Raw genomic sequence first — 26,101 nt, 5'->3', positions numbered from 1 at the left:
CTCATCCTGACCGACACCCCCGCCCGAACTGCCCGGTCTGCGACGGCAACGGCGGCATCGAGCACCCCTACGGGGACTACGACACCGGCGAGTACGCCGGCACCGACTGGGAGCCCTGCACCTGCTGGAACCAAGACCACCGCTGGACCCTGCTCCGGCTGCCGCGCTGCCTCTACCGCCCCGGCACCGGATACAGCGACAAACCCCCCTTCTGATCAGGAACGGAGGCACCCGTGTTCGAGATCCACGTCATCTGTGACCCCGCCGACGCCGACGCCATCGTCAAGGGCCTGTCCGCCTTCGCCACGGGCCCGATGCGTCAGCTGTCGGGCTCCGGCGGGGAGCGGCTGCGGATGTACATCACCGCCGAGCACCGCACCGGCCTCGTGGCCGTCGCGCCCCCCGACCTCGTAGCCGACGCGTACGCCGGCGCGCCGTCCGTCGCCGACGAGGTGAACGCCGTGCTCGACCTGGCCCACTGCCTCTACGACGCGTGGGAGCCCCGCCCCGAACACGTCGCCCGCGAGTACCGCCTGCGCAGGGCTGTCGTCCTCGACCGCATTGCTCTCATCGAAACCGACACACGGCCCGGCGTCGCCCCCGGGCATGCGGCCGACATCGCCGAGGAAGCCGCTATCAGCCTCGCCCTCTACGACGGCAAGGGTGTCCGCGGCGACGGTCCCACCGGCCCCAACGCCCCGGTGTGGGCCGCGAGCGGCTACCGCGGCTATGTCCGCCAGGAGTACGCCGCCTGGATCCGTGAGACCACCGAAGGCCCCGACGCCTAGCCCGAGGAGTTGCGTTGTGCTGACCTTGACCGATCTGTTCTGCGGCGCTGGTGGCTCGTCCACCGGCGCCGTCGCTGTCCCGGGCGTACGCATTCGCATGGCCGCGAATCATGCCCGGCACGCGGTAGAGACCCACCAGGCCAACCACCCCGACGCCGATCACGATTGCGCGGACCTCTCGCAGGTCGACCCGCGCCGTTACCCGGCAACGGACATCCTGTGGGCGTCGCCGGAGTGCACGAACCACTCCATCGCCAAGGGCCGCCGGCGCGGCCACGGCGCCCACACCGACGGGCTGTTCGCCGAGAGCGGCGCGGACGAGGCGGCGATCCGGTCGCGGGCCACGATGCACGACGTGCCGCGGTTCGCCGAGGCCCACCGCTACCGGGCGATCATCGTGGAGAACGTCGTCGACGCCTACTGGTGGGGCCCCGAGCAGGCCCCCGGAGCAGCGTTCCAGGCATGGCTGTCCACGCTGCACGCCTGGGGCTACGAGCACCACATCGTGTGGATGAACTCCATGCGCGCCGCCCGCTTCGGCCCCGCCGCCCCGCAATCGCGGGACCGCATGTACGTGGTGCTGTGGCGCAAGGGCGAGCGCCGCCCCGACTTCGACAAGTGGACCCGGCCCTACGCCGTATGCCCGGCGCACGGCCGGGTCCGGGCGATGCAGGCGTTCAAGCGGGCGGACCGCCGCTGGGGCCGCTACGGCCGGCGCGCCCAGTACCTGTGGCGCTGCCCGCGCACCGAGTGCCGCAACACCGTGATCGAGCCCGAGGTCCGCCCCGCGGCCGAAGCCATCGACTGGTCGCTGCCCGCCCAGCCCATCGGCGCCCGCAAACGGCCCCTCGCCACGGACACGATGCGCCGCATACGGGCCGGATTCACCGCCTTCGCCGAGCCCCTGGCCGTGCCGGTCGAGGGCCGCGACGGCAAACGCGCCGCCCCCGCCTCGCAGCCCCTGCGCACGGTCACCACCCGCAACGAGACCGGCCTGGCCCTGCCGCCGTACATGGTGGAGCTGCGCGGCGGCGGATCCTCCCACCGCGCCGTCACCCGGCCCCTGGCCACCGTCACGGCCGGCGGCAACCACCACGGCATCGTCACCGCCCCCGACCTGGTCGTGCCCTACTACGGCAACGGCACCGCCCGACCCGCCGCCCGTCCGCTGCCCACCATCACCACCGTCGACCGGCACGGCGCCCTCTATGGGGGCGCCGTCACCTCGGTCGAGGAGTGCGGCTTCCGGATGCTCGAACCCCACGAGTACGCCGCCGCCATGGCCTTCCCCGACGGCTACAAGCTCCTCGCCAGCGACAAGCGCACCCGCGTGCTGATGCTCGGCAACGCCGTCACCCCGCCCGTCGCCCGCGATTTGGTCGCCATGGTCACCGAAGCCATCACCGGCCACGACCTCGACCCCACCCCCTAGAAGGAGACCCTCGTGTCCCTGGGAGAGACCCCCGTCACCATCACCGGCAACCTGACCGGTGACCCCGAGCTGAAGTTCACCGACGGCGGCCAGGCCCTGGCGAAGTTCACCGTCGCCGCCACCCCGCGCGTCTTCGATCGCGAGACCAACCAGTGGCGCGATGGCACCGCCACGTTCTTCCGCTGCGCCGCCTGGCGCTCCCTGGCCGAGCACATCGCCGAGAGCCTGGCCAAGGGCTCCCGCGTCGTCCTGACCGGCCGCATCCGCCAGCACAACTGGCAGACCCCCGAGGGCGAGAACCGCTCCATGCTCGCCGTCGAGGTCGACGACATCGGCGCCAGCCTGCGCTTCACCACCGTCGCCATCAACGACAAGCGCACCGGCCCCGCCCCGGCCCCGGCCGGCGACCCCTGGACCACGCCCGCCCCCGCGGCCGGCGACAAGCCCCCGTTCTAGCTCCGCCCGGGGCGACCGCCGCATCTCGCCAAAGAACCCGCGGTCGCCCCGGCCCAACCAGCCCCAACGAGACCTGTTGGAGGTCCCAGCATGACGCATGACGCACGCCCCGCGCTGCTGCGCGCCGCGCTGAACGCGGCCGCCCGCGGCTGGCGCGTCTTCCCGCTCCGCCCCGGCGCCAAGGCCCCCGCCCTGCACGGCGAACGCTCCTGCCCCCGCACCGGCCCCTGCACCACCGGGCACCGCAAGTGGGAGCAGCAGGCCACCACCGACCCCGCGCTCATCCACGCGGCCTGGGGAGGCCGCCCGTTCAACATCGGTATCGCCACCGGCCCCAGCAACCTGGTCGTCGTCGACCTGGACGTCCCCAAGGACAAGGACAAGAAGGACGCGCCTTGCGGCGCGGAGTCCTTCCAGGCGCTCTGCGAGCGCGCCGGCCAGCCGGTGCCGGTCACCTACACGGTGCGCACCCCCAGCGGCGGCCGCCACCTGTACTTCACCGCCCCGTCCGCCACCCGCCTACACAACACCGCCCGCAGCCTCGCCCCACTGGTCGACACCCGCGCCTGGGGCGGATACGTCGTCGCCCCCGGCAGCACCATCGACAACGCCACCTACGAGGTCGCCGACCCCGCCCTGGTCGTGCCGCTGCCCGTGTGGCTGCTGGCGCTGCTGCAGCCCCCGACCCCGGCGCTACCGGTCATCACGCCCGCCAGGAACTCGGCTCGCGTCGCCCAGGTCGCCCTGGAGCGCGAGGCCGCCGCCATCGCCGCCGCCCCGGTCGGGCTGCGCGAGCGAACCCTGTTCGAAGCCGCACGAGCCATGGGCCGCTTCATCGCCTGGGGCGACATCACCCGCAACCAGGTCGAGGAGGCTTTTCAGGGCAGCGGGGAGGCCGCAGGACTCAAGCCCTACGAGTGCCGCTCCACCCTGCGCAGCGCCCTGAACTGGTCCATCCGCACCGCCCGCCCCCGGGAAACGGCATGACCCACCCCCACCCCAACCCTGAAAAGCCCCTCCCTGCATCCCAGCAGTACCGCCAGCGCCTTACACTCGCCGACCCCGACGAGAGCCGCGGCACGAAGGACGACGGCCGTCAGGCCGTCCTTTCAGCCCTTCCCCCGCAGCAGCCCGTGAGTGTCGTGACGGGCGTGATTCCCGGCTTGCAGATCCGCACGAGCCCGCCGGTTGCCGACTGGCTGTGCTCCTGTGGACACCACGAACACGTCCGTGGCCGCGCCGCCGTCATCGAACTGACCACCCGCGTCTGGGTGAGCCACTGTCCCCACCGCGCCACGCCTGCGCAGGAAAGGAGGAACGCCGCATGACCAGCACCAACCCGCCCACGCCCTCTATCGACGGCGCCGCTCTGCTTGACGAGGTCGAGGCGTTCCACCGTCGCTTCAACGTCTTCCCGAGCGAGGCCGCCTACGTCGCCGTCACGCTGTGGGACGCCCACGCCCACCTGATCGACGCGTTCGACGGGACCGCCCGCCTCGCGTTCCTCTCGCCCGAGCCTGGATCGGGCAAGTCCAGGGCGCTGGAGATCGTGGAGACGCTCACGCCCCGCGCGGCCACCACCGTCAACGCCTCCGCCAACGCCCTCTTCCGGCTCGTCGAGGCCGACAGCGGGACGCCGACGCTCCTGTTCGACGAGATCGACACCGTCTTCGGGCCGAAGGCAGGAGGCAACGAAGAAGTCCGCGGGTTCCTGAACTCCGGCTACCGGCGCGGTGCCAAGTCCCTGCGCTGCGTCGGGGACGGCTCGAACCAGAGCACGGAGTGGTTCTCCTCGTTCTGCGCCGTCGCCATGGCCGGACTCGGCTCCCTCCCGGACACCATCCTGACCCGCTCCGTCATCATCAGAATGCGCAAGAAGGCCCCGAACGAGCGGGCCGAACCGTACCGCCGGCGGGTCCACGAGAAGCAGGGCCATGCCCTGCGGGACCGGCTCGCGGAATGGGCCTCGACCGTGCGTGACCAGGTTGCCGAAGCCTGGCCCGAGATGCCCGAGGGCGTCTCCGACCGGCCCGCCGACGTGTGGGAACCGCTCCTCGCGGTCGCCGATGCAGCCGGCGGACACTGGCCCGAGCGCGCCCGCGTCGCCTGCGTCGAGCTCATCAAGGCTGCCCAGGACGGCGACGAAGCGTCCCTTGGGGTCCGCCTGCTGACTGACCTGCGCGACAAGGTGTTCTGCGGCGCCGACCGCATGCCCACCGCCGCGATCCTCGAAGTCCTCGTCGGGCTCGATGACGCCCCCTGGGCCGACCTGAACGACGACGGCAAACCGCTGACCGCCCGCGGTCTGTCCACCCTTCTCAAGCAGTACGTCCGCCCCGACAACACCCCGATCCGACCCCGGGGGATCCGAGTCGGCAACGGCACCCCGAAGGGCTACTACGCGGAAGACCTGGCCGACGCCTGGACCCGGTACTGCCCCCCTCCCCCCGAGAAGTCCGCAACATCCGCAACGTCCGCAACATCGCAGCTCAACGGGGGTGAAACCGTGGCGGAAGGCCCCGTGGAGACCCGCCACACGCACACGGAAACCGGCACACACCAACTGCACATCGTCGGCTGACCCGACCCCGGCCCCAATGTGCCGCCGCGCACCCGCGCGGCGGCACCTATCCGCAACACAAACGGCATCCGCCACAAACGCAAGCCGCTGACCTGCGGTGTTGCGGCGTGGCGGATGTTGCGGATTCCCCAGAGCACGGAAGACCGACCTTCCCATCCGATCTGTAGGGAGGCATCACCGATGACCACCCCGACCGGTCCTGTCGTCCCGCTCCTCTACACGCCCGAGGAAGCTGCCGAAGCCCTGCGGTACGGCCGCTCCACGGTCTACGAGCTGATGGCCGACGGCACCCTGCCCTACGTCAAGCGGGGCAGGTCGCGACGTATCCGCGTCGCCGACCTTGAGAGCTACGTGAACAACCTCGAAGCGCAGGCCAGTTAGCACACGAACGGCGGCCGGAGCGCAGCTCCGGCCGCCGTCGAGGGGAGAGAAGTGCAGTCCCGCAAGCCGAACTTGGAGTCCTCCGTCTACTTCGGCAGTGACGGATGGTGGCACGGCCGCGTCACGATGGGAGTCAAGAACGACGGGAGTCCTGATCGACGCCATCGGCGAGCCAGGAGCGAGACGGAAGTTCTCCGGAAGGTCAGAGCGCTGGAGAAGCTCCGCGACGAGCACCGTGCTCCCGTGGCCGGCCGTCCGCCCACCGTTGCCCAGTGGATGGAGACGTATCTGACCAACATCGCGTCCCTGAAGCTCAGGCCCCGGTCCCTGGATGACTACTGGTCCAAGACCCGCAACGACATCATCCCGAGTGTCGGGCAGCACCGTCTCGACAAACTCGCTCCGGAGCATCTGGAAGCCATGTACGTGGCCATGCTGCGTGAGGGCCACGCCGCGTCCCATGTGCTCAAGGTTCATCGCATCCTGTCGCGAGCCTTGAAGATCGCGCATCGGCGGCGGTTGATCGTTGAGAACGTCGCCACGTTGGTCGACCCTCCGTCGGTGGAAGAGACCGAGACGAACCCGTTCGAGCGGGAAGAGGCCATACGGTTCCTCGAAGCTGCCGCCCGGCGCCCCAACTTCATGCGTTGGGCATTCGGCATTGCGATGGGTCCGCGGCCTGGCGAGACGCTCGGTGCCCGCTGGCCGTATCTCGACCTCGACAACGCCCTGTTCCACCCGGCCTGGCAGCTTCAGCGCCTCACTTGGCGCCACGGGTGCAAGGACCCGCACGCCTGCGGGGCCCGCCTCCACCGCTTCGCCCCATGTCCACCCGGCTGCACTGTCCACCAGGGGTACAAGCGCGGGTGCCCGAAGCCCTGCACGAAGGACTGCACCCGGCACGCGAGCACATGCCCGAAACGGAAGGACGGTGGGCTCGTCTTCACCCGCCCCAAGACCAAGAAGAGCCAGCAACCCATCCCCATCCCACCGCCGTTCATCCCACCCTTGCGCGAGCACAAGGCGTGGCAGGACGAGCAGCGAGCCGCCGCGGGGGATGCCTGGCACGACTTCCAGGTGGTGTTCGCCCGCCCCGACGGTCGGCCCATCGACCCCAGGGAGGACTGGCAGGAGTTCAAGGAGATCATCAAAGAGGCCGGGATCACCGACCGGCGCCTGTACGACGGGAGTCGGCACTCGACCGGCACGTTCCTGAACGAGCTCGGCGTGGACATGCCCACAATCATGGAGATCCTCCGGCACACCCAGATCAGTCAGACCCGGAGGTACGTGAAGGGACGGAACTCTCTGGCCAAGGACGCGATGCAACGGATGGGGAATGCCTTCCTCCCACCGCCCCCCGGCGGAACTGAGACCAGAACTGAGACCACAGAGAGCCGGACCGCTCGCGCCCGGCGTCGACGGCGCATCCGCTGACGAAGAAAGCCCAGGTCAGAAGATCTGACCTGGGCTTTCAAAACGAGCCGCCTTCGGGATTCGAACCCGAGACCTACGCATTACGAGTGCGTTGCTCTGGCCAACTGAGCTAAGGCGGCAATCTGCGGAGCCGAGATCGGCACCAGCAGCGCGCCTAAGTCTACAGGGTCCCGGGGAGTGCTCCGAACACAGTGCTCAGGAGCAGCGGCGGGAGGCGGGGGGCGGGGTGGTGCCGAGGAGGTAGTCGTTGATCGCGCCGTCCACGCAGGAGCTGCCGCGGGTGTACGCCGTGTGGCCGTCGCCCTCGTACGTCAGCAGGCGGCCGGAGGAGAGCTGGCGGGCCAGGGAGCGGGCCCAGGGGTAGGGGGTCGCCGGGTCGCGGGTGGTGCCCACGACGAGGATGGGTGCGGCTCCCTGGGCGGGGATGCGGTGGGGGCCGCCGGTGGCGCGCACGGGCCAGTAGGCGCAGCTCAGGGCCGACCAGGCGAAGCTCTCGCCGAGCACCGGGGAGGCCTTCTCGAAGGCCGGCAGGGCCCGGCGGACGTCCGCGGGGCCGCTGAAGGCGGACGGCAGGTCGAGGCAGTTCACGGCGGCGTTCGCGGGCATCAGGTTGGTGTAGTGCCCCTGCTCGTTGCGCTCGTAGTAGGCGTCGGAGAGCCGCAGCAGCAGGCCGCCGTCGCCGGACTCGGCGTCGTTCAGGGCCCGGCGCAGCAGGGGCCAGGACGCCTCGTCGTACATGGCGGAGATCACACCCGTGGTGGCCAGGCTCTCGGTCAGCGGCCGCGACCGGCCGGTGGCCAGCGGGTGCTGGTCGAGGTGTTTGAAGAAGCCGCGCAGGCGGGCGCTGGCGACGTCGGCGCGGCCGCTGTCGAGCGGGCAGTCGTCGTGCCGGGCGCAGTCCTGGGCGAAGGACGACAGGGCCGTCTGGAAGCCGGCCGTCTGGTCACGGTTGACCTGCCGGGCGGACAGGCTGGGGTCCAGGGCGCCGTCGAGGACGAGGCGGCCCACCCGGGACGGGAAGAGCCCGGCGTAGGTGGCGCCGAGGAAGGTGCCGTAGGAGGCGCCGACGTAGTGCAGCTTGTCGTCGCCCAGCGCCGCCCGGAAGACGTCCATGTCGCGGGCCGCCTCCACGGTGGAGACGTGGCGCAGCAGTTTGCCGGAATGGGCGGCGCACGCCTTGGAGAACTTCTTGTACGCCGCGACCAGCCCGCGGACCTCCCCCTCGTCGTCCGGTGTCGCGTCGACCTGCGCGAAGTCGTCCATCTCCGGGTCGGACAGGCAGGTGACGGGCTGGCTGCCGGCCACGCCGCGCGGGTCCATGGCGACCAGGTCGTAGCGGGCCCGGACCGGTGCCGGGTAGGCGGCGGCCGCGTACGCCTGCAGGAAGTCGATCGCCGAGCCGCCCGGGCCGCCGGGGTTGAGCAGCAGCGACCCCAGGTGCTTGCCGCTCCCGGTCGCCTTCTTGCGGGAGACGGCGAGCCTGATGTCGCCCGCGCCGGGCGAGGCGTAGTCGAGGGGGGCGCGCAGGGTGGCGCACTCGAAGCCGGAGCGCTTGCCGGAGCAGGTGTGCCAGCTCAGGCGCTGCCGGTAGTACGGGCGCAGGGCGCGCGGCACGCCGACGGGCAGCGGGGCCAGCTCCGGCGCCCCGGCCTCGGCCGCCCGCAGCGGTCTGGCCGGCAGCCCGTCCGCCTGCGCAGTGCCCGGCACGGCGGTGGTGATCAGCAGGGCCGCGGTCGCGGCGAGCGTGCCGTAGCTGCGGAACAGGCGGCTGGAGTCCATGGGCTGGTCCCCTCGCTGTGGGAGGCAGGCGGGCAAAAGGCATACGTAAGACCTACGTATGCATACGGAGCGTATCGGCACACTTACCCGACTTGGCCAGCCCCACGGCCCACTAGTCCTCATACGAGTGAGGAATCACCCAACCTGCGGTGTGCCCCGCCCGCCCCGGTGTTACTCCCCCCTTCGCCCCCGGCGCGTCAGCCCGCGCGCAGCGCGACCGTCATCGCCTCCACCGCCAGCAGGGGCGCGACGTTGCGGTCGAGCGCCTCCCGGCACGCCGAGATCGCCTCGATGCGGCGCAGCGTCTGCTCCGGGCGCGACGCGCCGGCCACGCGCTCCAGGCTCTCGCGCACATCGCCGTTGGCCAGCTCCACGCCCGAACGCAGCTGTATCGCCAGCACGTCGCGGTAGAAGCCGGCCAGATCCGTCAGCGCCAGATCGAGGCTGTCGCGCTGCGTACGCGTCGCCCGCCGCTTCTGGCGGTCCTGCAGCTCCTTCATCGCCCCCGCCGTACCGCGGGGCAGCCGGCCACCGGTGCCGGCCGCGGCACCGAGCGCCGCCCGCAGCTCCTCGGTCTCCTTGGCGTCGACCTCCTCCGCCACCTGCTTGGCGTCCTCGGCAGCCGCGTCGATCAGCTCCTGGGCGGCCTTCAGGCAGCCCCCCACGTCCGCCACCCGCAGCGGCACCCGCAGCACGGCCTCCCGGCGGGCCCGCGCCCGCTCGTCCGTCGCCAGCCGGCGCGCCCGGCCGATGTGGCCCTGCGTCGCCCGCGACACCCGCGCGGCCAGCTCCGGCTCCACCCCGTCCCGACGCACCAGTACGTCCGCCACGGCGGCCGTCGGCGGCGTCCGCAGGGTCAACAACCGGCACCGCGAACGGATCGTCGGCAGCACGTCCTCCAGCGACGGCGCGCACAGCAGCCACACCGTCCGCGGAGCCGGCTCCTCCACCGCCTTGAGCAGCACGTTGCCGGCGCCCTCCGTCAACCGGTCCGCGTCCTCCAGGACGATCACCTGCCAGCGACCGCCCGCCGGCGACAGCTGCGCACGCCGCACCAGGTCACGGGTCTCCTTGACGCCGATCGACAGCAGGTCGGTGCGAACGATCTCCACGTCGGCGTGCGTACCGACGAGCGTGGTGTGACAGCCCTCGCAGAAGCCGCACCCCACATCACCCGTGGGAGTGACGCACTGCAGCGCGGCGGCGAAGGCACGGGCGGCCGTGGCCCGGCCGGAACCCGGCGGACCGGTGAACAACCAGGCATGCGTCATCCGGGAGGCGCCCTCGGGCGCACCGCCGGCCGAGACGAGGGCACCGGCGTCGTGCGCGGCAGCGGCGAGCTGCTCGATCACCCGGTCCTGGCCGACCAGGTCCTCCCACACGCTCATGCGCCGCCGCCTCCCTCATGGTTCACTCCACGCCGCCGTCCCATTGTGGGCCACAGGACCGACACCCCGGACGGACCCGTGGGCGGGCAGGCATTCCGCCAGGGCCTGTCCGGCGGACGGGCAGTGCCCCGTAGGGGCGCGGGGAACTGCGCGACAAGCCGCGCCGTGCCCGCAGATGCCCGGGCCCCGGGGTGGCCTGTCGGCTGCGGGCCGTCGCCTGCCGATCGCGCCCACGCGGCGGCAGCCGCAGATCGACAACGTCCCGCGCCCCTGACGGGGCGCTGCACGACCCGCCGGACAGGCCCTAGCCGCGCCGCTTGCCGTCGTTCTCGCCGTCCTCGCCGTCCCGGCGGCCGAGCAGTTCGTCCGCCAGCGTCGGCGCGTCCTCCGCCCACTCCGGACGACGGCGACGCTGCTGCGGCGTCCCGTCCTCGACCCGCGGCAGCTCCCGCGTCGCGTCGACCCCGTCGGCAGCGGGCTCCGGCTCGCGCTCGAACAACCACTGCGGCACCCGGTCCGCCGGGTTCTCGGGCCGGCCCTCCGGCCCCACCGGCTTCGGCAGCACCGCCGTCTCCTCCGCATCGGAGGAGGAGGGCGGAGCCGGCGGCTGCTCGACGCCCCAGGTCACCCGCTGGTTCGGCGGGAGCACCGGCACCGGCGGCAGCAGCGCCGTCTCGTCGTCCGGGTTCGAGCGCGGCACCGGCGGCAGCAGCGCCGTCTCGTCGTCGGGGTTCGAGCGCGGCGCCGGCGGCGGGGCCGGCGTCTCGACCGTCGGCGCGTCCGCGGCGGCGCTCTCCCGCCGCTTGCGCAGGGAGGGGGTCCCGACGACCGGGGCGCGCTCGGCAGCGTTCGCTTCCGCCACCCGAGCCGCTTCCGCGGCTTCCGCGGCCGCCGCGGCCTCCGCCGCGATGCGCGCCCGCTCGGCGCGCAGGAGTGCCTCCTCGGCCTCCCGCTGCTTCTCGCGGCGCCGTTCCTCGGCCTCGGCGCGCTCGCGCGCCTCCTCCTCGGCCCGGCGGCGCAGGCGCTCCTGCTCCTCGGCGCGGGCGCGCTCCTCCGCCTCGCGGCGGCGGCGCTCCTCCTCCGCGGCCTTGGCGGCGGCTTCGGCGGCGGCTGCCGCGGCGGCTTCGGCGGCCTTGCGGGCCTCCTCGGCCTCGCGCCGCTTGCGCTCCTCCTCCTCGGCGCGCAGCTTGGCGAGCTGTTCCTGCCGCTCGCGTTCGAGGCGTTCCTGTTCGGCCTTGCGAGCGGCCTCCTCGGCCCGGCGCCGGGCCTCTTCCTCCGCCTTGCGGCGGGCTTCCTCCTCGGCCGCCTTGCGGGCGGCTTCCTCGGCGGCCTTGCGGGCGGCCTCGCGTTCGGCGATCTCGGCTTCGGACAGCGGCAGCACCTGGCCGAGCCGGTGGCGGACGACGGCCGTGATGGCGTCCGGTTCCTGGGCGGCGTCCACGACGAGGTAGCGCGCCGGGTCGGCGGCGGCCAGGGTGAGGAAGCCGGTGCGTACGCGCTGGTGGAACTCGGCGGGCTCCGACTCCAGCCGGTCCGGGGCCTCGGTGAACCGTTCGCGCGCGGTCTCGGGCGAGACGTCGAGCAGGACGGTCAGGTGCGGGACGAGCCCGTCGGTGGCCCAGCGGGAGATGCGGGCGATCTCGGTGGGCGACAGGTCGCGCCCGGCGCCCTGGTAGGCGACGGAGGAGTCGATGTAGCGGTCGGTGATGACGACGGCGCCGCGGGCGAGCGCGGGCCGGACGACGGAGTCGACGTGTTCGGCGCGGTCGGCCGCGTACAGCAGGGCCTCGGCCCGGTCGGACAGGCCGGCGGAGGAGACGTCGAGGAGGATGGCGCGCAGCCGCTTGCCGATGGGCGTGGCGCCCGGCTCGCGGGTGACGACGACCTCGTGGCCCTTGGCCCGCAGCCATTCGGCGACGGCCTGGACCTGCGTGGACTTCCCGGCGCCGTCGCCGCCTTCGAAGGCGATGAAGAAGCCGGTGGGGGAGGTGCCCTCGCGGGCGTCGCCGCCGCGCACGACGTCCATCAGGTCGCGGTGGAAGGGCACGCCGTGGCGGTCGTCGGTGCGGCCGAGGACGATCGCGCCGACGGGCAGCAGCAGCGCGCCGACGAGCATGAGCGTGAAGGCGGCGCCGCCGTGTGCGAAGACGAAGCTGCCGGACTGCACGCGGTGCGGGCCGATGGCCGCGGCGAGGACGGGGGCGGCGACGGCGCCCAGCGCCACGGTGACGCGGACGACCGCGTGCAGGTGGTCGGTGGTGCCGGCCCGGCGCTCCTCCTCGGTCTCCTGGTCGAGCAGGGTGTGCCCGGTGTTGGCGGCGACGCCGGCGGCCACGCCGGCCAGCGCGACGAGCAGCAGCACGGTGGTGGTGTCGGGCACCAGGCCGGCGGCGAGCAGGGCGGCGCCGGTCAGGGCGAGGGCCAGGGCGAGCAGGCGGCGGCGGGAGAAGCCGGGGAGCACCTTGCGGGCGCCGCGGATGCCGATGACGGGTCCGCCGGCGAGGGCGAGGACGAGCAGCCCGAAGGCGACGGGTCCGCCGCCCAGGTCGACGGCCTGCAGGACGGAGACGGCGACGGCGGCGGCGACCGCGCCGGCGATGGCGGCGCAGGCCAGGACGAGGACGGGGACGGCCCCGGTGCGGCCGCGGTCGGCGGCGCCGTGGGTGTCCTTGGGGCGGCGCAGGCCCTCCAGCGGGGAGCGCGCGTGCGGCGGCTCGGCGCCCTGGGGCGGCTGCGGCAGCTCGAAGCGGTGCAGGATCGCGGCGGAGACGGCGAACAGCGCGGCGGCGAGGTAGGAGCCCAGGGCCGCCTGGTGCATGTGGAACCAGCCGATGCCGGCGCCCAGCAGGTTGCCGACCAGCGTGACGGCCACGAACGCCGCGGCCGCGACGGGCAGGGCGACGTACGCCGTGCGCAGCGACAGGCGCCGCAGTGCGTCCTCGTGGTCGGGCAGCGGCCGGACCGCGGCGCCCTCCGGCGGCGGGGCCGGCAGCAGGGCGGGGACGACGCCGTCCTTGGCGACCGTCCACACGCGCTCGGCGGCGCCGGTGACGAAGGCGGTGACCAGCAGCCAGAGCAGGGCCCGGCTGCCCGTCCAGTCGATCCAGGTGGGGGCCACGGCGAGCAGCGCCAGCCGTACGCCGTCCGCGCCGATCATCGTCCAGCGGCGGTCGAGCCGGCCGGCGGGGGCGAGGAGCGAGGACAGCGAGCCCAGCAGGACCGCGCCGGCGAGCAGGGTGGCGAGCAGGCGTACGCCGATGACCGCGGCGACCGCGAGGGCCGCGCCGCGGTATCCCCCGCCGAAGGACCCCGCCACGACCGCCGCCTGCAGGGCCAGCAGCAGCAGGACGAGGACGGCGAGGCTGTCCCCGACACCGCCGGTGAACTGGGCGTTCCACAGCCGTCGCAAGGGACGGAAGCGCAGCAGGGCGCGGACGGCACGCTCGCGGGAGTCCGCGGCCAGTGCTCCGGAGGTGGGGCTCTCCACTGGTGGCTGCTCGGCTCGCGTCATCCTGCCAGCCTATCCGGAACGCCCGGATAGTGACTGTCAATACGAACGCACAAGCGAACACACGGACGGGTGGATCTTCCGGAGCGAATGCGACAAAGCGCCGCCGTACGACCGGAAGGGGTGGTGGACCGGGTTCCGGTCCACCACCCCTTCCGTCAGCCGAGGCCGTCAGCCGACGCCGTCGGCCGACGCCGTTCGCGGCAGCGTCACTCGGCGGCGTTCGCGGCGGCCGTCTTCTTCGCGGTCGCCTTCTTGGCCGTCGTCTTCTTCGCGGCGGTCGTCTTCTTCGCCGCCGTCTTCTTCGCGGTCGCGGTCTTCGCAGTCGTGGTCTTCTTGGCGGCGGTCTTCTTCGCCGGCGCCTTCTTGGCCGTCTTCTTGGCCGGACCCTTCGCCCGCTTCTCCGCCAGCAGCTCGTAGCCGCGCTCCGGCGTGATCGTCTCGACGTCGTCGTCACGGCGCAGCGTCGCGTTCGTCTCGCCGTCGGTGACGTACGGGCCGAAGCGGCCGTCCTTGACCACGACCGGGCGCTCGCTGACGGGGTCGGTGCCGAGCTCCTTCAGCGGCGGCTTGGCCGCGGCCCGCCCGCGCTGCTTGGGCTGCGCGTAGATGGCGAGGGCCTCCTCCAGGGTGATGGAGAAGATCTGGTCCTCGGTCTCCAGGGAGCGCGAGTCCGTGCCCTTCTTCAGGTACGGACCGTAGCGGCCGTTCTGCGCGGTGATCTCGACGCCTTCGGCGTCCTTGCCCACGACGCGCGGCAGCGACATCAGCTTGAGCGCGTCCTCGAGGGTCACCGTGTCGACGGTCATCGACTTGAAGAGCGAGGCCGTGCGCGGCTTGACCGCGTTCTTGCCCGTCTTCGGGGTGCCCTCGGGGAGGATCTCCGTGACGTACGGACCGTAGCGGCCGTCCTTGGCGACGATCTCGTGGCCGGTGGCGGGGTCGGTGCCCAGCTCGTAGTCGCCGGTCGGGCGGGCCAGCAGCTCCTCGGCGTACTCCACCGTCAGCTCGTCCGGCGCCAGGTCGCCCGGGACGTCGGCGCGCTGGTGGCCCTCGGCGTCCTTCTCGCCGCGCTCGACGTACGGCCCGTAGCGGCCGACGCGCAGCACGATGTCGTTGCCGACGGGGAAGGAGGACACCTCGCGGGCGTCGATGGCGCCCAGGTCGGTGACGAGCTCCTTCAGGCCGCCCAGGTGGTCGCCGTCGCCGTTGCCGGCGTCGGCGGCGCCGCCCTCCGGCCCCTCGCCGAAGTAGAAGCGGCGCAGCCACGGCACGGCCTGGGCCTCGCCGCGGGCGATGCGGTCGAGGTCCTCCTCCATGGAGGCGGTGAAGTCGTAGTCCACCAGCCGGCCGAAGTGCTTCTCCAGCAGGTTGACGACGGCGAAGCTCAGGAAGGACGGCACCAGGGCCGTGCCCTTCTTGAAGACGTAGCCGCGGTCGAGGATCGTGCCGATGATCGACGCGTACGTCGACGGGCGGCCGATCTCCCGCTCCTCCAGCTCCTTGACCAGCGAGGCCTCGGTGTAGCGGGCCGGGGGCTTGGTGGCGTGGCCGTCGGCGGTGATCTCCTCGGCCGTCAGGGCGTCGCCCTCGGTGACCGCCGGCAGCCGGCGCTCGCGGTCGTCGAGCTCGGCGTTCGGGTCGTCGGCGCCCTCGACGTAGGCCTTCATGAAGCCGTGGAAGGTGATCGTCTTGCCGGACGCGCTGAACTCGGCGTCCCGGCCGTCGGCCGCCCGGCCGCCGATCTTCACGGTGACGGAGTTGCCGGTCGCGTCCTTCATCTGGGAGGCGACGGTCCGCTTCCAGATCAGCTCGTAGAGCCGGAACTGGTCGCCGGTCAGACCGGTCTCGGCGGGCGTGCGGAAACGATCACCCGAAGGGCGGATCGCCTCGTGCGCCTCCTGGGCGTTCTTGACCTTCCCGGCGTACGTGCGCGGCTTCTCCGGCAGGTAGTCGGCGCCGTACAGCTGCGTCACCTGCGCCCGGGCGGCGGTGATCGCCGTGTCCGACAGCGTGGTGGAGTCCGTACGCATATAGGTGATGAAGCCGTTCTCGTACAGCTTCTGCGCCACCTGCATGGTCGCCTTCGCACCGAAGCCCAGCTTGCGCGAGGCCTCCTGCTGCAGCGTCGTCGTGCGGAAGGGGGCGTACGGGGAGCGGCGGTACGGCTTGGACTCCACCGAGCGCACCGCGAAGGTGGCGTCGGCCAGGGCCGTGGCCAGCGCACGGGCGTTCGCCTCGTCCAGGTGCAGCACCTGGGCGCTGTCCTTGAGCTGCCCGTTCGCACCGAAGTCACGGCCCTGGGCGACCCGCTTGCCGTCGACGGCGGCCAGGCGCGCGGTGATGCTCGCCGGCTCGGCGGCGTCGCCGGTGCGGCCGGTGCCGAAGGTGCCGGTCAGGTCCCAGTACTCGGCGGAGCGGAACGCGATGCGCTCGCGCTCCCGCTCGACGACGAGGCGGGTCGCCACCGACTGCACGCGGCCCGCCGACAGCCGCGGCATGACCTTCTTCCACAGCACCGGCGAGACCTCGTAGCCGTAGAGGCGGTCGAGGATGCGGCGGGTCTCCTGGGCGTCGACGAGCTTCTTGTTCAGCTCGCGCGGGTTGGCCACGGCGGCCTGGATCGCGTCCTTGGTGATCTCGTGGAAGACCATCCGGCGGACCGGGACCTTGGGCTTGAGCACCTCCTGCAGGTGCCAGGCGATGGCCTCGCCCTCGCGGTCCTCATCGGTGGCGAGGAAGAGCTCGTCGGACTCGGCCAGCAGCCCCTTGAGCTTCTTGACCTGGTCCTTCTTGTCGGCGTTGACGACGTAGATGGGCTGGAAGTCCTTCTCGACGTTCACGCCGAGGCGCGCCCAGGGCTCGCCCTTGTACTTCGCCGGGACCTCGGCGGCCCCGTTCGGCAGGTCACGGATGTGCCCGACGCTCGCCTCGACGACGTATCCGGGGCCGAGGTAGCCCTTGATCGTCTTCGCCTTGGCAGGCGACTCGACGATGACGAGTCGGCGGCCGCCCTGTGCGGTCTCGCTGGTCGGGGACAACTTCGCTCTTCTTCCGGTCGACACTCGGTGTGGGCGTTTCGGTGTGGGCGTTGCGTGACGCTGCGGAGTGTGACGGTACATCCCGCCCCCGTGTCAAACGGAAAAAGCCCGCAACGCCACTCGAACGGTAACCCGACAAGCGTCCTGTCTGCCGCCCGGACCGTCACACCACCGGCCCGGAGGCCCCGCGGTCACATTCGGGCCGGGGTGCCGGGCCCGTCAAGACGGGCGGCGGGGGACGCCCCTCGTCAAACATGACGCGAACCCGCCCCCTCTTTCTTCCCCTCTCGCGCGTCGTCCGGTCCCGTTCCCCCGCCTCACCTGCGGCGATCAGGAATCGGCCGGCGCCAGGAAGCCCTGTTCGACGAGCATCCGGATCGCCTCCGGCGTACGGTCGCGCAGCAGCACCGGGTCCTCGTCCACCAGCTGCGCGATGGCGTCCAGGATCCGGCCGGCGGGCAGTGTGCCGTCGCACACGCCGGCGAAACCGGCACCCACCGTGTCGACCTTGGTGGCGCGCCGCATCCCGCGGTTCTGCCGCAGGACGACGTGCTCGGGGTCCTCCGCGCCCGGCAGCCCCACCTGCTCCTGGACGACCTCGTCGGCCAGCCGGAAGCGGGTGGACAGCAGCGCCGCGTCGTCGTGCGAGCGCAGGAAGTCCTGGCGCTCGAAGTGCGCGCGCACCGTCGGCCCCAGCGGCTGCTCGACCGGGTGCGGCCACTCCTCCGCGATCACCGACGGGCGCTGCGAGCCGGTACGGCGCAACGTGATCCAGCCAAATCCGACGCCCTTGGTGCGCCGCGCCTCGAACTCCGCCAGCCACGCGTCGTAGCGGGCGGCGTACTCCTGCGGGGACGTACGGTGGTCGCCCGCATCCCGCAGCCACAGCTCGGCGTACTGGGCGACGTCCTGGACCTCGCGCTGCACGATCCACGCGTCGCAGCCGCGCGGCACCCAGGAGGACAGGCGCTCGCGCCAGTCCTCGCCCTCCACGTGCTGCCAGTTCGCCAGCAGCTGGCAGTAGCCGCCCTCGTTCAGCCGGTCGGCCGCCTGCTCCACCAGCGTCCGGCACAGGTCGTCGCCGCCCATGCCGCCGTCGCGGTACGTCAGCCGGGCACCCGGGGAGATCACGAACGGCGGGTTGGAGACGATCAGGTCGAAGGTCTCGCCCGCGACCGGCTCGAAGAGCGAGCCCTGCCGCAGATCGGGCTCCGGCGCGCCGGAGAGTGCGAGCGTGAGCCGCGCGAAGTGCAGCGCGCGCGGGTTGAGGTCGGTGGCCGTGACCCGATCGGCGTGCCCGGCCGCGTGCAGCGCCTGGATGCCGGAGCCGGTGCCCAGGTCCAGGGCGCGCCCGACGGGCGTACGGACGGTGATGCCGGCCAGCGTCGTGGACGCGCCGCCCACGCCGAGGACGAGCTCGGACCGCGGCACCCCCGCCGGACCCCCGCTGTCGCCGCCGATGCCGCCGGCCCCGCCGACCGCGCAGCCGAGGTCGGAGACGATCCACCAGTCCTGGCCCTCGGGGCCGCTGTAGGGGCGCACGTCGACGCCGGCGCGCACCCGCTCCGCGTCCGCGGGGTCGGGCAGCAGCCAGCCGTCCGCCAGGCAGTCCTCCAGCGGCAGCGCGGCGGCCGCCCGGGACCGGCCGACGGACTGCTGCAGCAGGAACAGCCGCACGAGCGTCTCGAGCGGTCCGTCGCCGCGCGTGGCGCGCAGGGCGGGCACGGTCTCGCTGCGGGCGAGCGCGGCGTAGGCGGGGGCGCCCAGCAGCTCCAGGAGGCCGTCGGCGGTGAAGGCCGCCCGGAGCAGGGCGTCGCGCAGCCGAGCGGTGCGCGCAGGATCGGCAGTGGGCAGGTGCGTCGTACTCACCGGACCATTGTCACGGTGAGCGGAGCACCGGCGCGCTGCCCCCGCCGATGCTCCTTACCGGGCAGCTGCCGATGCTCCGTACCGGGCAGTTCCTGTTACGCCTTCTGCCCCGGCGTCGTGCTCGCCGCCGGCACCTTGCAGCCCGGCTGCTTGGTCATGGCCTTGCCGACGTCACCGGACTGCAGCTTCTTGAGGGCCTCGTTGCTCTGGCTGCTGAGCTTGAGCATGTCGGACGCGATGCCCTTGAGGCCGTCGCCAAACTTGTTCTTGTCGCCGGTGTCCATCGAATCGACGCGCTTCTTGAGGTTCGCGTAGGCGACCGAGAGGTCGTTGAGCGCCTTGACGGCGTTCTTCTGGTTGGTCTCGCCGTCCTTGACCGGCGGCGCGCCGGCGCGGTCGACGGAGGCGGCGAGCGCCTTGTAGGCGTCGACGTTGGTCTGGAAGGCGGCGGAGTCCGTCTGCTGGACCTTCTTGGAGTCCACCTCGCTCTGCATCGTGGCGATGGAGGCGTTGGCTTCGGTGATCTTCTTCACCTGCGGCTGCATCTGGTCGCAGGCCTTCTTCGCCCAGTCGTCCAGCTTCTTGCCGTTGTCGTCACCGCCGCAGCCCGTCAGCGCCAGGACAAGTGCCGCCCCGCCGGACAGTGCAGCCACAAGCTTCTTGTTCACCGGATTGGTCCCTTCAATGGCTCTCGGCCCCGGAACTTACACGTCCAGGCGGTGGGGGCCGGGAGCCGAGCGCACCGTATGCCCGCATTTCATGCCTTTTGAACCCTGCTGAGCGTGGCATTCACCGCACCCGCACCACGATGCGGCACGGGCACACGGCGCACTCACCGGAACCGGCGTCGGATCCGTCCTTCCCCGCGGCGGTCCGGGTCCCTCAGGACACCACCGCCGGATCGACCGGCTCGGCCGACCGCGCGGCCTCGCCGTCGTCCACGGCGACGCCGCGCCGCTTGGAGAGGTAGACCGCCACCACGATGACGGCAACGGCCAGCAGCGCCACGGTGATTCGCAGCCCCTTGTTGGCATCGGCCCCGTAGGAGAACTTCACGACGGCGGGCGCGATGAGCAGCGCCACCAGGTTCATCACCTTCAGCAGCGGGTTGATGGCGGGGCCCGCGGTGTCCTTGAACGGGTCGCCCACCGTGTCGCCGATCACCGTCGCCGCGTGCGCCTCGCTGCCCTTGCCGCCGTGGTGACCGTCCTCGACCAGCTTCTTGGCGTTGTCCCACGCGCCACCGGAGTTGGCGAGGAAGACCGCCATCAGCGTGCCCGTGCCGATGGCCCCGGCGAGGTACGCGCCGAGCGCGCCGACGCCCAGCGAGAAGCCGACCGCGATCGGCGCCATGACCGCCAGCAACCCCGGAGTGGCCAGCTCGCGCAGGGCGTCCTTGGTGCAGATGTCCACCACGCGCCCGTACTCCGGCTTCTCGCTGAAGTCCATGATCCCGGGGTGCTCGCGGAACTGCCGGCGCACCTCGTAGACCACCGCACCGGCCGACCGCGACACCGCATTGATCGCCAGGCCGGAGAAGAGGAAGACGACGGCCGCACCGAGGACGAGACCCACGAGGTTGTTGGGCTGGGAGATGTCCAGGCGCAGACCCATCGCATCCGCCTTCGCGCCGACGTCCGACACCGCCGTCTTGATCGCGTCGGTGTACGAGCCGAACAGCGCGGCGGCCGCGAGCACGGCCGTGGCGATGGCGATGCCCTTGGTGATGGCCTTGGTCGTGTTGCCCACCGCGTCGAGATCGGTGAGCACCCGGGCGCCGGCGCCCTCGACGTCGCCGGACATCTCGGCAATGCCCTGGGCGTTGTCGGAGACCGGGCCGAAGGTGTCCATCGCGACGATGACCCCGACCGTCGTCAGCAGGCCCGTGCCGGCCAGGGCCACGGCGAACAGCGCCAGCATGATCGACGCACCGCCGAGCAGGAACGCCCCGTACACGCTCAGGGCGATCAGCACCGCCGAGTACACGGCCGACTCCAGCCCCACCGAAATACCCGACAGCACCACGGTCGCCGGACCGGTCAGGGACGACTTGCCGACATCCCGCACGGGCCGCCGGCCGGGCTCGGTGAAGTAGCCGGTGAGCTGCTGGATGAGCGCCGCGAGGACGATGCCGATCGCGACCGCCACCAGCGCGAGCACACGCGGGTCCCCGTCGTGGTCGCGGACGACGGCATCGGTGACACCGGCCAAGTCGGCGTAGCTGGACGGCAGGTAGGCGAAGACCGCGATCGCCACGAGGACGAGCGAGATGACCGCCGAGACGAAGAACCCGCGGTTGATCGCGGTCATGCCACTGCGGTCCTTGCGGCGCGGGGCGACGGCGAAGATCCCGATCATCGCCGTGACCACGCCGATGGCGGGGACGAGCAGGGGGAAGGCCAGGCCCGCGTCGCCGAAGGTCGCCTTGCCGAGGATGAGCGCGGCCACCAGGGTCACGGCGTAGGACTCGAAGAGGTCGGCCGCCATGCCCGCGCAGTCGCCGACGTTGTCGCCCACGTTGTCGGCAATGGTGGCGGCGTTGCGCGGGTCGTCCTCCGGGATGCCCTGCTCCACCTTGCCGACCAGGTCGGCGCCCACGTCCGCGGCCTTGGTGAAGATGCCGCCGCCGACCCGCATGAACATCGCCAGCAGCGCCGCCCCGAAACCGAAGCCCTCCAGGACCTTGGGCGCGTCGGCCGTGTAGACGAGGACAACACAGCAGGCGCCCAGCAGCCCCAGGCCGACGGTGAACATGCCGACGACGCCACCCGTACGGAACGCGATCCGCATGGCGTGGTGGGACACGGCCGTCGGATCCCGCCCGGGCTCGCCCTCGGCCTCGACCTGGCTTGCGGCCTGGCTTGTAGTCGTGCTTGCGGCCTTGGTGCCGGCGCTCGCGGCCTTGGTGCCGGCGCTCGCCTCACGCGCCGCTGCCGCCACCCGCACATTGCTGCGCACCGCGAGCCACATGCCGATATAGCCGGTGGCGGCGGAGAACAATGCGCCGATGAGGAAGAACAGCGAACGACCCATGCGCTGCGACCAGTTGTCGGCCGGCAACAGCATGAGCAGAAAGAACACGAACACGGCGAAGACGCCGAGGGTGCGCAACTGCCGGGCGAGATAGGCGTTCGCGCCTTCCTGCACCGCCGCGGCGATTCTCTTCATGCTGTCGGTGCCCTCACCGGCCGAAAGCACCTGCCGCAGCAGCACCACGGCCACGACGAGCGCCGCAATCGCCACCGCGGCGATCACCATGACCAGGGTGCGGTTGCCGTCGGTCAGCTCGACCGCCAGATTCCGGGTGTGGTCCACCTGTTGAGGGGTAAGAGGCCCCGCCATTCGTCCTCCCTGACGTTTGGCACATGGGCGCACGTAACCGGCCCGCGGCCGTGGAGCAGGGCCGCAGGACAGCCGCTGCGCTCAGGCGTCCTGAGCTCAAGATGGACGGATTGTAGGGAGCATGGCGAGATCAAAACAGAGCGCGGGAAACGGAATGAGTCTGCCGCGGTGAAGATCAGGAAAAGGAGGCGGAGGAGGAAGCGGAGGGAAATGCACAACCGTGAAGATCGGAAATGGGGCCGCGTGCCGGCATCCGCAATCCAGGCCCTCGCCGCGACTGCCGAGTGAAGATCAAAGATATCGGCTGCCGCGGGTGGCGCCCCGGCCGGGCAGGGCGAATACGGCCCCGACCGGGCCCCGCGCTACAGCAGGAAGCGGCCGGAACGCTACGGCGGACTGCCGCACGCCACGGCGAGGCGGTACGGCAATACGGGGTGCGCCCGGGACGGCCGCGCGGCCTGAGGGACTCCCCCGCCGGCACTCCGCACCGGCACCCGACACCGGTATCGGCGCCGCCCGCGCTGCCGGCTACGCCGGAACCGGCGGCGTCGCGGTCGGCCAGCTCATCCGGATCAGCCCGCCGGACTCGCCCGCCGTCACCTCGACGTCGTCGACCAGCCCACTGATCACGGCCAGACCCATGTCGTCCTCGCTCTCGGCGGCCTCGTCGGCAGCCGTGGCGCCGGAGGGCCCGCCGGACGGGGCGGAAACGGAAGACGAAGCGGAGGCCGCCGGGGATGCCGCGGCGGGCTGCCGGCCGACGCCCGCGGTCGATACGACCGCGGTGGGGTGAGGTGCCTCGTCGGCCACCTCGATGGAGAACTTCTTCTCGTCCTCGGTGAGGACGACCTTCACGGGGCTGGAGAGCCCGTGACCGGCGTGCAGACTCACCGCGCGCGAGCATGCCTCGCCCACGGCCAGCCGAACCTCGTCCAGCACGGCCTCGTCGACCCCCGCCCGGCGCGCCACCGCGGCCGCCACGAGCCGAGCCGTGCGGACGTGCTCGGGAAGGGCGCTGAAGAGCAGTTCGACGGTGGCCATGCCATCCCCCTCGGTGGTACGTGCCCTCGTTCCCTCTGCCGGAACAGGGCGGGCTCGCGGAGGGGCCGGAGCCTCGTGGCCACGCCCCCCGGCGCGACTATACGGCGGTGCCCGGGGCGGGCGGACGGCCCTCCCGGCCGGCCGGGGCCGTACCGCCGCCCGGACGTCAGTCGGTCGCCTGAACCGCTTCCTCGACCGACGTGTGGATCGGGAACACCTTGGTCAGACCGGTGATCCGGAAAATCTTCAGGATGCGCTCCTGGTTGCAGACCAGCCGCAGCGAGCCCTCGTGGGCCCGTACGCGCTTGAGCCCGCCGACCAGGACGCCGAGCCCGGTGGAGTCGAGGAAGTCGACGCCCTCCATGTCCACGACGAGGTGGTAGTTGCCGTCGTTGACAAGCTCGACCAGCTGCTCACGCAGCTTGGGCGCGGTGTACACATCAATCTCGCCACCGACCCGGACAACCGTGCGGTTGTCTACGGTCTCGGTCGACAGGGACAGGTCCACGGATCCTCCAGCACCTTGCATCGAGCGGTCGCCCCCCATGGATCGGCAGCCGCGATGGCATTCAATCACTTACCGGCAGGCGCGCACGACGCCTTGACGCCATTGTCCGTCAAGCCAGTGACACACTCGATGTCGATGGCCAACGATCAACTCCCGCCGGAGGCGGGCGTGCACCCCTCTCCCCGAACGATCCTGGACCGGCTCGCCACGGGGCCGGGCAGGGCTGCACGCATCACTCATACGGAGCACTTGCCCCCTCGTCCCGGACGTCATGCTCCCTGGCCCGAGAAGATCCGGCCGGAAGTGATCGAGGCCATCCGCACCACCGGCATCGAGCGCCCCTGGGCACACCAGGCGCTCACCGCCGAGCACGCCCTGCGCGGCGAGTCCGCCGTGGTCGCCACCGGCACCGCCTCGGGCAAGTCCCTCGCCTATCTGGCGCCCGTGCTCAGCACCCTGCTGGACGGCGCGGAGGCCCCCAACGGACGGGGCACCACCGCGCTGTACCTCGCCCCCACCAAGGCGCTCGCCGCCGACCAGCGCCGCGCCGTGCGCGGCCTGGCCGCCCCCTTGGGCAAGAGCGTGCGCCCGGCCGTGTACGACGGCGACACGCCGGTGGAAGAACGCGAATGGGTGCGCCAGTACGCCAATTACGTGCTCACCAACCCGGACATGCTCCACCGCTCCATCCTGCCCGCCCACCCCCGATGGGCCTCCTTCCTGCGCGCCCTGCGCTACGTCGTCATCGACGAGTGCCACACCTACCGCGGCGTCTTCGGCTCCCACGTCGCCCAGGTGCTGCGCCGGCTGCGGCGCCTGTGCGCCCGCTACGGCTCCGAACCCGTCTTCCTCCTCGCCTCCGCCACCGCCTCCGACCCCGCCACCGCCGCCGGTCGGCTCACCGGGCTGCCGGTCGCCCAGATCACCGACGACGCCTCCCCGCGCGGCGAGGTCGTCTTCGCCCTGTGGGAACCCCCGCTCACCGAGCTCCACGGCGAGCGCGGCGCCCCCGTCCGCCGCACCGCCACCGCCGAGACCGCCGACCTGCTCACCGACCTCGCCGTCCAGGGCGTGCGCACCGTCGCCTTCGTCCGCTCCCGACGCGGCGCCGAGCTGGTGTCCCTGATCGCCCAGGAACGCCTGGCCGCCGTCGACCGCTCCCTCCCCTCCCGCGTCGCCGCCTACCGCGGCGGCTACCTCCCCGAAGAACGCCGCGCCATCGAACAGGCCCTGCACACCGGCGAACTCCTGGGCCTGTCCGCCACCTCCGCCCTGGAACTCGGCGTCGACGTCGCCGGCCTGGACGCCGTGCTGCTCTCCGGCTACCCCGGCACCCGCGCCTCCCTGTGGCAGCAGGCCGGCCGCGCCGGCCGCACCGGCCGCGGCGCCCTGGCCGTCCTCGTCGCCCGCGACGACCCCCTGGACACCTACCTCGTCCACCACCCGGAGGCGCTGTTCCGGCAGCCCGTGGAGTCCACCGTCCTCGACCCGGACAACCCCTACGTCCTGGCTCCCCACCTGTGCGCTGCCGCCGAGGAACTCCCCCTCTCCGAAACCGACCTCTCCCTCTTCGGACCCGAGGCCCGGGGCGTCGTCTCCCAGCTGGAGGCCCGCAAACTGCTCCGCCGCCGGGGCGCGGTGTGGCACTGGACCCGCCGCGAGCGCGCCGCCGACCTCACCGACATCCGCGGCGAGGGCGGCCGCCCCGTGCAGGTGGTGGAGGAGGGCACCGGCCGGCTGCTGGGCACCGTCGACCGGTCGGCCTCCCACTCCACCGTCCACGAGGGCGCCGTCCATCTCCATCAGGGCCGCAGCTACCTGGTGCGCCACTTGGACCTGGAGGCGTCCGTCGCCCTGGTCGAGCAGGCCGACCCGCCGTACTCGACCACGGCCCGCGACACCACGGCCATCAGCATCCTGGAAACCACCACCGAGGTGCCCTGGGGCGACGCACGGCTGTGCTTCGGCTCCGTCGAGGTCACCAACCAGGTCGTCTCCTTCCTGCGCCGCCGTCTGATCACCGGCGAGGTCCTGGGCGAGACCAAGCTCGACCTGCCGCCCCGCACCCTGCGCACCCGGGCCGTGTGGTGGACCGTCACCGAGGACCAGCTCGACGCCGCCCGGATCGACCCCGAATCCCTGGGCGGCGCCCTGCACGCCGCCGAACACGCCTCCATCGGCATACTCCCCCTCTTCGCCACGTGCGACCGCTGGGACATCGGAGGCGTCTCCGTGCCCCTCCACCCCGACACGCTCCTGCCCACCGTCTTCGTCTACGACGGCCACCCCGGCGGCGCCGGCTTCGCCGAGCGCGCCTTCCACACCGCCGCCCGATGGCTCGGTGCCACCCGGGAGGCGATCGCCTCCTGTGAGTGCGAGGCGGGCTGCCCGTCCTGCATCCAGTCCCCCAAGTGCGGCAACGGCAACGACCCCCTGGACAAACGCGCGGCCCTGCGCCTGCTCACCCGCCTCCTGAAGGACGCCCCGCCGGCACAGGCCGCCCAGGCGGCCCAGGAAGACGGGGAAGACCGGGAAGTCGGGTGAGACCGG

Annotated in this window: 18 protein-coding genes and 1 tRNA gene; 9 read left to right on the top strand and 10 right to left on the bottom strand. The window is 72.3% G+C overall.

The features are described from left to right. Positions 1-233: 233 nt before the first annotated feature. The 8 genes from AC27L3_RS23330 to AC27L3_RS23295 all read left to right on the top strand — a co-directional run bounded on the left by AC27L3_RS23330 (position 234) and on the right by AC27L3_RS23295 (position 7,075). The gene (locus AC27L3_RS23330) at positions 234-788 is read left to right on the top strand and encodes a hypothetical protein (RefSeq protein WP_487236002.1); all 555 of its coding nucleotides are present in this window, start codon (positions 234-236) and stop codon (positions 786-788) included. Further along, complete coding sequence (locus AC27L3_RS23325; protein ID WP_487236001.1) at positions 730-2,220, top strand: DNA cytosine methyltransferase; 1,491 nt, start codon at positions 730-732, stop codon at positions 2,218-2,220. Before AC27L3_RS23330 ends, AC27L3_RS23325 begins: the two co-directional genes overlap by 59 nt. 12 nt (positions 2,221-2,232) lie before the next feature. After that, on the top strand, positions 2,233-2,676 hold the full coding sequence (gene ssb, locus AC27L3_RS23320; protein ID WP_487236000.1) for a single-stranded DNA-binding protein: 444 nt from the start codon (positions 2,233-2,235) through the stop codon (positions 2,674-2,676). A 90-nt stretch (positions 2,677-2,766) separates the two neighbouring features. Next, complete coding sequence (locus tag AC27L3_RS23315; protein ID WP_487235999.1) at positions 2,767-3,663, top strand: bifunctional DNA primase/polymerase; 897 nt, start codon at positions 2,767-2,769, stop codon at positions 3,661-3,663. Then, positions 3,660-4,004: a hypothetical protein gene (locus AC27L3_RS23310; RefSeq protein WP_487235998.1), complete on the top strand. Its 345-nt coding sequence runs from the start codon at positions 3,660-3,662 to the stop codon at positions 4,002-4,004. The genes AC27L3_RS23315 and AC27L3_RS23310 overlap by 4 nt, the downstream gene beginning before the upstream one ends. Further along, positions 4,001-5,257 carry a DUF3631 domain-containing protein gene (locus AC27L3_RS23305; RefSeq protein WP_487235997.1) on the top strand — a complete coding sequence of 419 codons (1,257 nt, stop codon included), beginning with the start codon at positions 4,001-4,003 and terminating at the stop codon, positions 5,255-5,257. Before AC27L3_RS23310 ends, AC27L3_RS23305 begins: the two co-directional genes overlap by 4 nt. Before the next feature lie 180 nt (positions 5,258-5,437). After that, positions 5,438-5,638, top strand: coding sequence for a helix-turn-helix domain-containing protein (locus AC27L3_RS23300; protein ID WP_487235996.1), 201 nt, complete (start codon positions 5,438-5,440; stop codon positions 5,636-5,638). A 51-nt stretch (positions 5,639-5,689) separates the two neighbouring features. Further along, complete coding sequence (locus AC27L3_RS23295; protein WP_487235995.1) at positions 5,690-7,075, top strand: tyrosine-type recombinase/integrase; 1,386 nt, start codon at positions 5,690-5,692, stop codon at positions 7,073-7,075. A gap of 45 nt (positions 7,076-7,120) precedes the next feature. On the opposite strand, the gene AC27L3_RS23290 is transcribed toward AC27L3_RS23295, so the two are convergent. The 10 genes from AC27L3_RS23290 to AC27L3_RS23245 form a co-directional block, all read right to left on the bottom strand. Continuing rightward, positions 7,121-7,194 (bottom strand) — tRNA-Thr (locus AC27L3_RS23290). A gap of 76 nt (positions 7,195-7,270) precedes the next feature. After that, positions 7,271-8,854 (bottom strand): alpha/beta hydrolase, encoded by a 1,584-nt coding sequence (locus AC27L3_RS23285; RefSeq protein WP_487235994.1) that lies wholly within the window; start codon positions 8,852-8,854, stop codon positions 7,271-7,273. A gap of 197 nt (positions 8,855-9,051) precedes the next feature. Next, on the bottom strand, positions 9,052-10,242 hold the full coding sequence (locus tag AC27L3_RS23280) for a DNA polymerase III subunit delta' (protein ID WP_487235993.1): 1,191 nt from the start codon (positions 10,240-10,242) through the stop codon (positions 9,052-9,054). 304 nt (positions 10,243-10,546) lie between these two features. Continuing rightward, positions 10,547-13,753 carry a dTMP kinase gene (tmk, locus tag AC27L3_RS23275; protein ID WP_487235992.1) on the bottom strand — a complete coding sequence of 1,069 codons (3,207 nt, stop codon included), beginning with the start codon at positions 13,751-13,753 and terminating at the stop codon, positions 10,547-10,549. A gap of 206 nt (positions 13,754-13,959) precedes the next feature. Next, the gene (gene topA, locus AC27L3_RS23270; RefSeq protein WP_487235991.1) at positions 13,960-16,791 is read right to left on the bottom strand and encodes a type I DNA topoisomerase; all 2,832 of its coding nucleotides are present in this window, start codon (positions 16,789-16,791) and stop codon (positions 13,960-13,962) included. Positions 16,792-17,121: 330 nt separating this feature from the next. After that, positions 17,122-18,660, bottom strand: coding sequence for a DUF7059 domain-containing protein (locus AC27L3_RS23265; RefSeq protein ID WP_487235990.1), 1,539 nt, complete (start codon positions 18,658-18,660; stop codon positions 17,122-17,124). A 95-nt stretch (positions 18,661-18,755) separates the two neighbouring features. Continuing rightward, entirely contained in the window at positions 18,756-19,328 is a 573-nt protein-coding gene (locus tag AC27L3_RS23260; protein WP_365968938.1) for a small secreted protein, read from the bottom strand. A 214-nt stretch (positions 19,329-19,542) separates the two neighbouring features. Next, the gene (locus AC27L3_RS23255) at positions 19,543-22,002 is read right to left on the bottom strand and encodes a sodium-translocating pyrophosphatase (RefSeq protein ID WP_487235989.1); all 2,460 of its coding nucleotides are present in this window, start codon (positions 22,000-22,002) and stop codon (positions 19,543-19,545) included. Between the two features lie 528 nt (positions 22,003-22,530). After that, positions 22,531-23,043 carry an ATP-binding protein gene (locus AC27L3_RS23250; RefSeq protein WP_487235988.1) on the bottom strand — a complete coding sequence of 171 codons (513 nt, stop codon included), beginning with the start codon at positions 23,041-23,043 and terminating at the stop codon, positions 22,531-22,533. A 166-nt stretch (positions 23,044-23,209) separates the two neighbouring features. After that, positions 23,210-23,551 (bottom strand): STAS domain-containing protein, encoded by a 342-nt coding sequence (locus tag AC27L3_RS23245; RefSeq protein WP_344433233.1) that lies wholly within the window; start codon positions 23,549-23,551, stop codon positions 23,210-23,212. 54 nt (positions 23,552-23,605) lie between these two features. On the opposite strand from AC27L3_RS23245, the gene AC27L3_RS23240 reads away from it, so the two are divergent. Continuing rightward, complete coding sequence (locus AC27L3_RS23240) at positions 23,606-26,095, top strand: DEAD/DEAH box helicase (RefSeq protein WP_487235987.1); 2,490 nt, start codon at positions 23,606-23,608, stop codon at positions 26,093-26,095. The last annotated feature ends 6 nt before the right edge of the window (positions 26,096-26,101 follow it).

The organism is Streptomyces sp. PKA51, from assembly GCF_057552455.1.
The sequence above is the reverse complement of the archived record's forward strand: the minus strand, read 5'-3'. Positions and strand labels throughout refer to the sequence as shown.